This window comes from Blastopirellula marina (assembly GCF_002967765.1).
Classification (GTDB): domain Bacteria; phylum Planctomycetota; class Planctomycetia; order Pirellulales; family Pirellulaceae; genus Bremerella; species Bremerella marina_A.
Genome location: NZ_PUHY01000016.1, coordinates 174,117 through 185,342 on the forward strand (window position 1 = coordinate 174,117; position 11,226 = coordinate 185,342).

The 11,226-nt window shown below is 54.2% G+C and carries 9 protein-coding genes; 6 read left to right on the forward strand and 3 right to left on the reverse strand.

Translation table 11 applies throughout. The features are described 5' to 3' along the window. Positions 1–8 precede the first annotated feature (8 nt). Positions 9–1,343 (reverse strand): efflux RND transporter periplasmic adaptor subunit, encoded by a 1,335-nt coding sequence (locus C5Y83_RS28455; RefSeq protein ID WP_105333213.1) that lies wholly within the window; start codon positions 1,341–1,343, stop codon positions 9–11. Then, positions 1,312–2,046: a TetR/AcrR family transcriptional regulator gene (locus C5Y83_RS28460; protein ID WP_105333214.1), complete on the reverse strand. Its 735-nt coding sequence runs from the start codon at positions 2,044–2,046 to the stop codon at positions 1,312–1,314. Before C5Y83_RS28460 ends, C5Y83_RS28455 begins: the two co-directional genes overlap by 32 nt. A 292-nt stretch (positions 2,047–2,338) precedes the next feature. On the opposite strand from C5Y83_RS28460, the gene C5Y83_RS28465 reads away from it, so the two are divergent. Further along, positions 2,339–4,318, forward strand: a complete 1,980-nt coding sequence (locus tag C5Y83_RS28465) for an SHD1 domain-containing protein (RefSeq protein WP_105333215.1) — start codon at positions 2,339–2,341, stop codon at positions 4,316–4,318. A gap of 108 nt (positions 4,319–4,426) precedes the next feature. Beyond that, complete coding sequence (locus tag C5Y83_RS28470) at positions 4,427–5,290, forward strand: DUF2314 domain-containing protein (RefSeq protein WP_233207393.1); 864 nt, start codon at positions 4,427–4,429, stop codon at positions 5,288–5,290. A gap of 22 nt (positions 5,291–5,312) precedes the next feature. On the opposite strand, the gene C5Y83_RS28475 is transcribed toward C5Y83_RS28470, so the two are convergent. Continuing rightward, positions 5,313–6,050: an AraC family transcriptional regulator gene (locus C5Y83_RS28475; RefSeq protein ID WP_105333216.1), complete on the reverse strand. Its 738-nt coding sequence runs from the start codon at positions 6,048–6,050 to the stop codon at positions 5,313–5,315. A 135-nt stretch (positions 6,051–6,185) separates the two neighbouring features. On the opposite strand from C5Y83_RS28475, the gene C5Y83_RS28480 reads away from it, so the two are divergent. From C5Y83_RS28480 to C5Y83_RS28495, 4 genes are all read left to right on the forward strand, one after another. Beyond that, complete coding sequence (locus C5Y83_RS28480) at positions 6,186–7,133, forward strand: dihydrodipicolinate synthase family protein (protein WP_233207394.1); 948 nt, start codon at positions 6,186–6,188, stop codon at positions 7,131–7,133. A 15-nt stretch (positions 7,134–7,148) separates the two neighbouring features. After that, positions 7,149–8,414: an NAD(P)/FAD-dependent oxidoreductase gene (locus tag C5Y83_RS28485; RefSeq protein WP_105333217.1), complete on the forward strand. Its 1,266-nt coding sequence runs from the start codon at positions 7,149–7,151 to the stop codon at positions 8,412–8,414. 111 nt (positions 8,415–8,525) lie between these two features. Further along, the gene (locus C5Y83_RS28490; protein ID WP_105333323.1) at positions 8,526–10,067 is read left to right on the forward strand and encodes a sulfatase; all 1,542 of its coding nucleotides are present in this window, start codon (positions 8,526–8,528) and stop codon (positions 10,065–10,067) included. A gap of 222 nt (positions 10,068–10,289) precedes the next feature. Further along, on the forward strand, positions 10,290–11,213 hold the full coding sequence (locus C5Y83_RS28495) for a dihydrodipicolinate synthase family protein (protein ID WP_105333218.1): 924 nt from the start codon (positions 10,290–10,292) through the stop codon (positions 11,211–11,213). The last annotated feature ends 13 nt before the right edge of the window (positions 11,214–11,226 follow it).

An 11,226-nucleotide genomic window follows, 5' to 3' on the forward strand; every position in this document is an offset into this window, starting at 1 on the left:
TCCTCTTGTTACCGATCTTCAGGAGTCGATGTGACTTGAACTTTGACACCGGGAACGAGACGATTGATGCCCGAAGCCACAACTTGTTCGCCAGGCAGCAAAGTCCCCCGCACAAAAGAACTCTCACTTTCGCTGTATAGGATCTCGACTTCGCGACGAGCGACCGTGTCGTCCTCTTCCACCACGTAAACCGACCACAATCCACGCAGGCCTTGAAGTAGCGCAGAATTTGGTAGCCAAAAGCCATCTGCTTCCCGCGAGGTCTCCAAGACCAACCGAGCGACCTGGGCTGGTACGAGGCCAGCTGACGATTCCGCCTCGATCGTCAGCACGACCGTTTGCGTGCGTGTCGTGGTGTCCAGTTCTGGGACAATGCCGGTCACCGTACCAAGAAACGAACTCTTCTCGACGTCAATCGACAACGTGTCACCGACCTTTAATTGACTGGCAACTTCGGGAGGCAAGCCGAACCAAGCTTCAATGGGCTCGTTTTGCACTAAGCGAAAGATTTCTGTGCCAGGGGTGATAACGGTTCCTTCATCAACGCTTCGCTGAGAAATCGTTCCGTTGTAGGGCGCGACTAACCGTGTGTCCTCTTGTTCCAGTTTTAAGTCAGCCAGTTGGGCATCGAGCTGAGCGACCTGAGCTTTCTGGGCTTCGATTTGCTCGATACGTGTTCCTTCTTTCAATTCATCCAGCCGACTTTTTGCAGCATCCAACTGGCCTTGGGCTGCTTCCGTTCCAAAGACGGCATCATCAAGCGATTCCTGGCTGATCGCGTTCTGTTCGATGAGTTTTTGACGTCGTTGTTTCGTTGCTTGTTGTAGCTTGAGTTGTGCGGTTAGTTGACGAACCTCGGCCTCAGCGGCCGCGATTTGTTCTTTCCGTGGACCGGCAATCAGTTCGTCGAGAATCGCCGCTTGTTGAGCTCGCTGGGCTTCGGTCTGCCGGATCCGAGCCGACAGATGGCGATCGTCCAGCCGGGCGAGTACTTGCCCCTGAGTCACCATATCGCCTTGATCGACCCGGATCTCGATCACCTTACCGGCGAGCTCAAAGCTGAGCGTGCTTGTTTTGGCGGCGACTAAGGTGCCGGTATAATTTCTATGAGCCGCATATTCGGACTTCGGCTCAATCGTCGCCACGGCGACCGGAATTGGATCCGCCGTGCTAACCACTGGCTCGGCTGATGGCGTGCTATTTCCAGAAGCAAACGCGACCGCTGCGACGACTCCCGAAATGAGAACCGCCCCGGCGATAAGACGTGCCGTCCATTGTTGACGCTTCGTCCACTTTTTAGCAAAAAAAGACTCACCGGAGGGCGAGTAGCTGTTCATATTCATCGGCAAAAGTCTCCGTCAGAGCCTTTTGAAAGACCGCTTCGTAATCATGTTCCGTCGACAATGCTTTCCATCCAAAACCGTCGAGCATCTGGTTGATGCAACCGCGGATTGCCAGCGTTGGGTCTTGAATGCCGATATCTAGCAGCGGAGCGCTGGTCGACATCAATGTGTACGATCCGAATGAGATCGACCACAAACCAAAAACCATCCCCTCTGGCGTCATCTCTCCTGGCAACACAAGGTCGCCTTGAGCGACGGCATCTCGCACAATTCCTGAGACAATCCCAATACATGCGTGCTCGCATGTTCGCATGACATCCTGCCGCTTCTCCGACGTTTTTTCCCAGATCGACGACAATCGCACCACTTGCTCCACGCAAAAGTGCTCGGGATATAATCGCACGAACAACTCGCCTGCCACCGCAACGGCTGTTAAGCGCTCGCGTGACTTTCCGTGAAAGAGGGACGCCCTTTGGAATAACGAAGTTCGTTTCTTCTGGGTTTCAACCGCCAGGGCCAAAATGATATCTTCTTTGTTGGGAAAGTGCCGGTAAACGGTCCCCTTCCCATATTCCACGGCCTCGGCGATTCGATCCATGCTTAGTCCGAGATATCCGTCACGGAGCAGCATCTCGCGAGCGACCTGCAGGATCTTTGTCTCTCGCTCTTGAATCTCACGTTGTTTACGGCTGAGTGTTGTCATTGCCCCTTCATTTTGGACGCTTCGTCCACTTTTTGCAAGTCGAAACTTCTGGTTTGGATGCAGTTTCCGTTAACGTGGTTACTTGCTCGGATTACAATATCGACAAACCTACTATCCATCCACCCACAAGCAGGGCTTTTGCTGAGGCGAATGGCAATTTCAAAAAAAATGTCGCGCTGCCTCTAAGATTCTCGCCCGAGGAACGAATCGTTAGAATGACAACAACCAGCTATTCGATTTAATCTTCATTTTTATCTGACACAGATTCTGCTCAATCCGAGGGGCTGCTTCCATGAGCTTTTTCAAGCAACTCACCCGATTCTGCCTTGCCACGGCTGTATTAGCCAGTTGTTCTCTTGGTGTTAATGCCGGCTCGCCAACTGGCACGTTGGCGAAGTATGGCGAGAACCGATCATGGTCCAACGATACCGGTCAATTTCGTATCGACGGCAAGATGCAATCGGCAGAAGACAACCTGGTTTCGATTGCGAAATCGGACGGCCGGGTCATTAAGGTTCCCTTGGACAAATTAAGTGCCAAGGATCAGCAGTTCGTCAACGAGTTTCTAGCCGCGGAAGCCAAGATGAATGATCCGGCGAATCCGTTTGCCGGAGGCGAGCAAGCTAATCCATTTGCTGGCGGTGAACCGGCAGCAGGGATGCCGGCCAATGGCGCCCCGGGTACAGCCAGTGGAATTCCGCAAAAACAGGCCGTCGTGGGTGGTGTTCGTCCGATCTCTGCCTCACCCACACCAGGTTTGTGGGACGTGAAGCCACCTTACCCGCTTCCTGAATTGAATTTGCACGATTCGATCGTTCCCCTCAATATTACCAACCCGTTTGCCTCGAAACTTGTGATTGGTGCGGGTGGACGAGGCCCGAAGATTATCCTCAACAACTATCGCGAGAGCCGTCGCGCTGAAGAAAACCAGAGCCAATTCGTCGTCTATGATGCGTCGACAGAACAGATGTCGTCGGTCATCAAGTATGACCTTCCCTGGCGATTGATGGCCGTCTCGCCGAACGGCAGCATGATGGCTGCGGTTCGTGTGGTTGGCTTCGACAAGGGAAGCGATCTTGCTTTGTTTAAGATTGAAGACAACGAGCTTAAGCCGATGTATTGGTTTACGGCAGGCGGAGGCGACTGGGACGAATTGCGTTGGGCCAGCTTTTTGCCTGGCAACCGACTAGTCACCATTAGCCAGAAACAGTTTGTCACGATCTGGGACTTAAGCAATCCCGTCGGTCCCAAAGCGCTATATCGCGGATCGACCGGTGGTCCTTTGACCGCGACCATGTCGCCTGCAGGCGAGTTAATGATCTTCCCTGCTGGCAAGAGCATTGCCGTGGTCGACACGACGAGTGCTAAGTTGGTCGGCTGGTTGGAACGTGACACTGAAGCCGACGGCATCGCCCTGTCCCCAGACGGACGTACCTTGGCTGCGTTTCACCCCTACACCGTGACGCTCTACAGCATGGAGACGGGTGCCGAGCTAAAGCAATTTGCAGTCTCCGAGAGCACGGTAGGTCACGGATTTCGTTGGGTTGGAAAATACTTGATGGTCGGAAACGTGATGTATGACACGGAACGTGAGTTGGCAATTTGGAATTATCAAGGCTTGTCAGGATGCGACTTGGTCTATGGTGATTTCTACATTGCAGGTTACGGCGAGAAAGAACAATCGACCCTTACGATCTTTGAACTTCCCCATGCTGGAGCACTTGCCGCAGCGCAAAATGTCGACCCGACCGCTGTATTTGCCATGCGACCAGGGGACGGCGTCAAGGTTGTCTTCAACATGAGCGGTGCCCCACAACAAGTACAGCAAGATGCCCAGACGGCAGTTCAAGCGAAGATCGACGAGCTTGGGTGGGTTCGCCTCGATAACGCCGTCACCGTGATGGAAGTCACCGTCCAGCAAGGAAAACAAGACTCGCAAGACTATTACGTCCGTCAGGGTTATGGCCCTTTCTTCGCTCCGCCAGGATTCGGTGCGCCGACGGGACCGAAAGAAACGGTGACCTTCACTCCATGGAAGCATTCGCTAGTGGTTAAGGTCGGTGGAAAGCAAATCTTTAGCACCGGTTATACGAGCAGTGCTCCTCACAACCTCCAGTTGAAAGAGAACGAATCGGCACAATCTGCCGTCAATCGCATCGTAAAGCCTAACGGCAAGTCGTTCCAAACGATGAAGGTCCCTCCTCATCTCCTCAAGCCTGAGTATCAAGGCGGTATGGGAAGTTCTCGCTTCAGCAAGGCGGGGCTGAACTAGTCCCACTTCCGCGAAGCTCCGCTAAAAAAATGATGGGCGCCGCTCAATGACCGGCGCCTCCTCCCTTCTCAACTCCTCATCTCATCACCACCAACAAGGACACTCCCCATGGCCGACACTGAAGGTGGCGCCTACCTTACGCCCGGCGATGACCCCGAAATGGTTCAAGCGTCCGAGAAAGCACGTCAGACGTTTCGCTATTTTTGGCGAGAAATGTCGTGGGAACGCCGACGTATCATCCCCGGCCTGGAACTGGCAGCGGTGAAAGCAGCATTCTCCGATCCACCGGAGGTACAAGCGCAAAACCCCGATGGGCTCGAAGTCGAACAGATGTGGCTTATCGACGTAGATTTCGACGGTCGTCTTCTCAAAGGAACCTTGATCAATACGCCGATCTCACTGAAGACCTTCAACGAAGGAGACGAAGTCAGCATCCCCGGGAAGCAGATTACCGACTGGATGTACGTGATCGCCGGTGAAGTCTACGGCGGATTCACTATTGACTTAATGCGTTCACGAATGAGTGGCGGTGAAAGACGCCAACACGATCAAGCTTGGGGCTTTGATTTTGGCGACGTCGGCATGGTCGATCTCGTCCCTCCCACCTACATCGGTGAAGCTCCGAGAAAGAAAGGCTTCTTCGCAGGACTATTTGGCAAGAAGGCCGAGCCGCAAGATTACGCCGCCGTAGGTGCCAACGAGCATCCCATGTCCGCTAACATGCGTTCGTCGTTTGAAGAAGCGATTAAAGAAAACCCGGAAATGTTAAACCAACGAGACGACCGAAACGGATTCACCTTTCTGCATCAGTTGGCCCTCGGCGGGTCGCTCGACGGCGTGGACGTCTGCTTGAAAAATGGTGCCGATCCCCGCGAGAAAGGGAACAACGGACTCACACCCTACCAACTTGCGAAGAGCCTCGGCTGGAAGCGGGTTATGAAGCGTCTGGAAGAAGTAGGCGGCGCGGAATAGCATTTTCGCTGAAATGATTTCATTAAGAAGTTCGCCGTGCGTTCCGATAGTCTCGCGGCGACATCCCTGTCGCGCGGCGAAACTGCCGCGTGAAGGCACTTTGATCGGCGTAGCCCGCTTCAAGGGCGATTGATGCAATCGGCTCCTCCGAAGTTCTCAAGAGTCGTTGAGCTAAATCGATCCGCAACTTTAACAGCCACTGCCCGGTCGTTAGCCCAAAGACGCGTCGCATGCGACGATCGAGCTGATACGACGACATCTTGGCGATCTCTGCCAATCGTTTCACGCTCGGTGGATCGGTCAGATGGGCCTCGGCATGCTGGATGGCATCGATCACGTGCGAATACTCTTCCGTCGCGAAGTCGGGAAGTCGCAGGTCTTGCGATACTCCGACCAACCCCACGACTTCCCCTGATTTCGACCGCAGTGGCAGCTTGCTGGTCAAGCACCAACCGACATCGCGGGTGGCGTAAAAATGGAGCTCGAGCTGCCCAACAAGTGGCTGACCCGTTTCGAGTACCTTCTTGTCTTGATCTTCAAAACTTTGACCGAGCGGCAGGCGAAGCACCTCGAACGGGGTGTGCCCAATTAAATCCTCCTTGCTTCGCGCACCACAACGCTGTACCAAGGTGTTGTTGACCACCAAGTATTGGCCCTGGGTGTTTTTGATGAAAAAGACAATGTCGGGCAAGTGATCGAACAGTTCTTCCCCCGTAAAAGGAGGGTCAAGCTGAGTCAGCATTTCATGAATTGGTAGCATGGTTGAAAATCCTCAATTGTGCGCAAATTCAAGTCTGCTATCTGCGGATTGTCAAGACATCTTCTTGGTTTGGACGTTATCATCTAGTTTCAACAAGTCGATTTTTCTCTCCCTTATTCCCTTACGAGACCTCGCGTGAACGACAAATCGAAAATCTTCCGCGGTTGCATTCCGGCCCTAATGACGCCTTGTTCGGCCGATGGCAAACCCAACTTCGAAGCCTTGGTTGCCAAGGGTAAGGAGTTGATCGACGCAGGAATGACCGCCGTAGTCTACTGTGGATCGATGGGAGATTGGCCGCTGCTTACCGACCAGCAGCGTCAGGAAGGGGTTCGTCAGCTCACCGAAGCGGGCGTACCGGTTGTGGTGGGTACCGGGGCTCAAAATCCCAAGATCGCTGCAGCCCATGCAGCACACGCCAAGGAAGTCGGTGCAGCTGGCTTGATGGTGATTCCTCGCGTGTTGTCGCGTGGGACTTCCGCGGCCGCTCAGCGACATCACTTCGCCGGCATTCTTTCCGCTGGGGGCGACTTGCCGAGTGTGATTTACAACAGCCCCTATTACGGTTTCGAAACAAAGGCCGATCTGTTCTTTGATCTGCGACGTGAGTTCTCGAATCTGGTCGGCTTCAAAGAATTTGGTGGGTCCGCTTCTCTCAGCTATGCAGTCGAACATATCACCGGTACCAATCCTGATCTGGTCTTGATGGTCGGTGTTGATACCCAGGTCTACCATGGCTTCATGCGATGCAATGCCAAAGGGGCAATCACAGGCGTTGGCAATGCACTTCCTAAGGAAGTGCTGAAGTTAATCGAGCTGTGCGAAAAGGGAGCCGCTGGGTGTGCCCAGTCACGCAAGCTGGCCTGGGAATTGAACGAAGCACTGACGGTTCTTTCCACCTTCGATGAAGGGCCCGACTTGGTGTTGTTCTACAAATACCTGATGGTGCTCGAAGGTAGCCCTGAGTATGAACACCACTTCAACGACTCGGACAAGCTTAGCCCGAGCCAACGCGACTATCTCAAAGCGCAGTGGGAATTGTTCCGCGCTTGGTGGGATAGCTGGAACGGCAAAGACGCGTAACAACCAGGCTCAACCATGATTACTTCCAGCAAGCCCGACAGCGTAATCGTTGTCGGAGGCGGCATTGTGGGGATTGCATGCGCGCACTACCTCACCAAGCTTGGCCTCCAAGTCACCGTGATCGACCGAAGCGCCATTGCCGGTGCCTGTTCGCACGGTAACTGCGGTTATATTTGTCCGAGCCATGTTTTGCCGCTTACCGAACCGGAAGCAATCCGTGCGGCCGTCAAATCTCTTTTTCAGCCCAATGCGCCATTCCGCGTGAAACCACGCTTCAGCCCAGCACTTTGGAACTGGATGTGGCAATTTGCTCGCCGTTGTAATCATCAACAAATGCTACGGGCGGGTATTGGCCTCAAGGCGATTCTCGATTCATCGATGAACGAGTATCACCAGTTGATCGCCGAGGAATCGCTCGATTGTGAGTGGTCGACGCGCGGTCTGCTTTACGTCCTGCAAACCGAACGGGGCATGGAAGCGTTCGCCGAGACCGACCGACTGCTGAGCGAACACTTTGGCGTTTCCGCTCGACGAATCGAAGGCGCTGAATTGCCAACGTTCGATAACGCCTTAAAAGCGAATCTGGCAGGGGCATATCATTACGAAGGGGATACCTCGGTCCGCCCTGATCGCCTCAACAGTCAGTGGGCGGCACGACTCCTCGAGCAAGGTGTGCAGTTCATTGAGAACTGTATGCTACTGGGAATCGAGACCGACAACGGCCGCATCACTTCGCTTCAGACCACGCAAGGCAAGCTTTCCGCCGATCGAATTGTGATCGCGACGGGTGCCTGGAGTACCCAACTAGCGACCATGTTGGGTTGCCGAATTCCGATTGAACCCGGCAAAGGATATTCCGTAACGATGTCGCGCCCCGATCCCTGCCCGAGTCATCCGATGCTTTTTCCGGAACACAAAGTCGGCGTGTCGCCGTTCGCAGGTGGTTATCGCTTGGGTTCGATGATGGAATTTAGTGGCTACGACACGACAATCCCGCCTCGTAGGATCGAGCAACTTCGCCGCTCAGCCGCACCGTACTTGGTAACCCCCACAACCGAAGAAACACAGCAAACATGGTATGGTTGGCGTCCCATGACCTGGGACAGCCTGCCGATTATCGGACCAGTGCCCCGTCTCCATAACGCTTTTCTAGCGACAGGGCACAACATGTTAGGCGTCAGCATGGCAACGGCAACCGGCAAACTGATTGCCGAAATGATTTCGGCCGCTCCCCTTCACATTGATGCCGAACCTTATTCACCTACGCGATTCGCCTCCTGAGGAATGCTGCGGCGAATCGTTCCGTTTCGCTCGCATCCCTTTTTAGGTTAGAATTGTGGAGACTCTTATCGAGATCACACCCCGAAATTCCTACCCAAGGTGTTCTTGACCATGAAGCTTTCCCCCAATGCCATTCTGGCGTTCCTCTTGCTGTGCGCGGTGCCGGTCGTTTCGTTTGCCGCCGATGACGCTAAACGGCCTGAACGAAATATCGTTTTCTTTATCACCGATGACGAAAGCCCCACGCTCGGTTGTTATGGCGATCCGGTCGCGGTGACGCCTAACATCGATGCGATCGCCAAGGATGGGACCATCTTTCGTAACGCGTTCGCCACGACGGCCAGTTGCAGTGCCAGTCGTAGCGTTGTGTTGACCGGTTTGCATAACCACATGAACGGTCAGTATGGTCATACGCATCACTTCCATAAGTTCTCGTCATATCACGATGTGGTTAGCTTGGCCCTACCGCGACTTTTAGAGAACGCGGGCTATCGGACGGCCCGTTGTGGAAAATATCATGTCGCCCCCGAGGCCGTATTTCACTTCCAAGAAACGATTCCAGGCAACTCGCGCTCGACCGTGCAAATGGCGAACAACTGCGAGTCATTCATCAAGGAACAAGATGATCGCCCATTCTTCTTGTACTTTGCGACCAGCGACCCACATCGCGGTGGCGGCGTCGACAAAACCTCGAAACGCGAGCTGAAGCCAGACCTGTTTGGCAATAAGCCGAACAAGGGCGCGTACCCCGGTGTGGAAGAAGTCTTCTACGATCCAGCTGAGGTCCCGATTCCAGAGTTCTTACCCGATACGCCTGACACACGCGAAGAACTTTCTCAGTACTACCAGGCGTGCTCGCGCATCGACCAAGGGTTAGGTCGCCTGGTCGAGATTTTAAAGGAAGCTGGCGTCTACGATAAAACGCTGATCGTCTTCACGGCCGACCATGGCATGGCTTTCTCAGGGGGCAAAACAACGGTCTACGAAGGAGGCCTTCGCGTTCCCTTCGTGGTCCGCGATCCCTATGTGAAAAATCGTGGCGTCGAAACGTACGCGATGATTAGCCACGTCGACATCACGCCGTCGCTGCTCGACTTTGCTGGTGCCCTCGATAAACAAGCCAACGCTCCAAAGCAACCAATCAACGCCAACAAGTTCTGGAAAGATCGCGGCGAAGCGTTGCAAGAGAATCGTAGCGGTGGCAACAAGTTCGATCACTACCACGGTCGATCGTGGATCGACTTGTTGGGCGATCCGGAAGCAACGACGCACGATTCTATCTTCGCTTCGCACACTTTCCACGAAATCCAGATGTACTACCCCATGCGGGTTTATCGTGATCAGCGATTTAAGTTGATTTGGAACATTGCCCACAAGCTCGACTACCCGTTTGCTTCCGATCTATGGGCCGCTTCCAGTTGGCAAGCGCAGTTCCAACAAGGGGAAGACGCACCCTACGGGAAGAAGACCGTGGGCGAGTACATTCATCGACCCAAATTCGAACTGTACAACGTCGAGACCGATCCTCACGAGGAACTCAACTTGGCCGAAGACCCAGCCTACGCAAAGGTCTTGGAAGAATACAAGAAGAAGCTCAAAGCCAAGCAAAAAGAGCTAGACGATCCTTGGATCATGAAGTGGGACTACGAATAGTCAGCACCTCCACACCTAAGTCCATCAAAGGCCGCTTTCCCAAGGTTAGCGGCCTTTTTCGTGCGCGGAGTGCCGGAATTCTCTCGCCAAAGGGAATTCCATCCGTTAGGCTGCCCTGGACATTCGCGCACATCACTATGCCACTTTTCGGCAACCCACCTTTGCCGTTTCGTTTAGGCTCAAGCACGCATTTGCTTTAAGCCCTCCTTCAGGAAACTCACCGTGAACACGCAGCCCCTTACTGGCCTGATTGCCGCCACCTACACACCATTCGATGCCAGCGGACAACTGGCTTTGTCCCAGATCGGACCGATGGTCGAGTACCTGCTCAGCTCCGGTGTTCAAGGATTGTATGTGTGTGGCAGCACCGGCGAAGGGATGTCGCTGACCACCACCGAACGCCAAGAGGTTGCCGCTGCTTACATGGCTGCCGCCGATGGGCGCGTGCCGGTCTTGGTTCAAGTTGGCCATAACAGCGTCGAAGATGCTAAAGCGCTGGCCGCCCACGCCCAGGAAATCGGCGTCGCGGCGATTTCTGCGACCTGCCCCTCCTATTTCAAAATCGACTCCGTGGCCACACTTGTATCGACGATGGCACAAATCGCCGGTGCTGCACCTCAGCTACCTTTCTACTACTACCACATCCCGTCCCTGACCGGATCGGCAATCGACATCGCTCAGTTCATGCGAATGGCTGACAACCACATTCCGAATCTGGTGGGCTTGAAATACACCGACACCAAGGTCTTCGAGTTTCAAGAATGTCAGGCAATCGAGGGCGGGAAGTACGACATCGTTTGGGGTGCCGACGAGATGCTGCTGGGGGCGCTCGCCAGTGGGGCGAAGGGAGCAATTGGTAGTACCTACAACGTGGCGGCACCCCTATACGGTAAATTGATCGCTGCCTTTGAATCAAACGACCTGCCAACAGCTCGCAAGCTACAACTCCAATCGATCGAGTTCATCCGCATCATGGGACGCTATCCGTTTCACAGTGCCATGAAGGAACTCCTAAAGATGCTGGGGCACGACCTGGGAACCTGTCGCCTCCCTCAGCGTGGGTTGACCGGTGAAGAGATCGAATCGCTGCGAATTCAATTGGCAGCGTCCCAATACTTCGCTCCGGTCCTCACCCCTGCCACTTAGGACAACCTGTCAT

Excerpts from the sequence above, each read along its gene's own strand:
- C5Y83_RS28470 (WP_233207393.1), top strand. The coding sequence starts at position 4,427 with ATGGCCGACACTGAAGGTGGCGCCTACCTTACGCCCGGCGATGACCCC.
- C5Y83_RS28475 (WP_105333216.1), bottom strand. The coding sequence starts at position 6,050 with ATGCTACCAATTCATGAAATGCTGACTCAGCTTGACCCTCCTTTTACG.
- C5Y83_RS28460 (WP_105333214.1), bottom strand. The coding sequence starts at position 2,046 with ATGACAACACTCAGCCGTAAACAACGTGAGATTCAAGAGCGAGAGACA.
- C5Y83_RS28465 (WP_105333215.1), top strand. The coding sequence starts at position 2,339 with ATGAGCTTTTTCAAGCAACTCACCCGATTCTGCCTTGCCACGGCTGTA.
- C5Y83_RS28490 (WP_105333323.1), top strand. The coding sequence starts at position 8,526 with ATGAAGCTTTCCCCCAATGCCATTCTGGCGTTCCTCTTGCTGTGCGCG.
- C5Y83_RS28485 (WP_105333217.1), top strand. The coding sequence starts at position 7,149 with ATGATTACTTCCAGCAAGCCCGACAGCGTAATCGTTGTCGGAGGCGGC.
- C5Y83_RS28455 (WP_105333213.1), bottom strand. The coding sequence starts at position 1,343 with ATGAATATGAACAGCTACTCGCCCTCCGGTGAGTCTTTTTTTGCTAAA.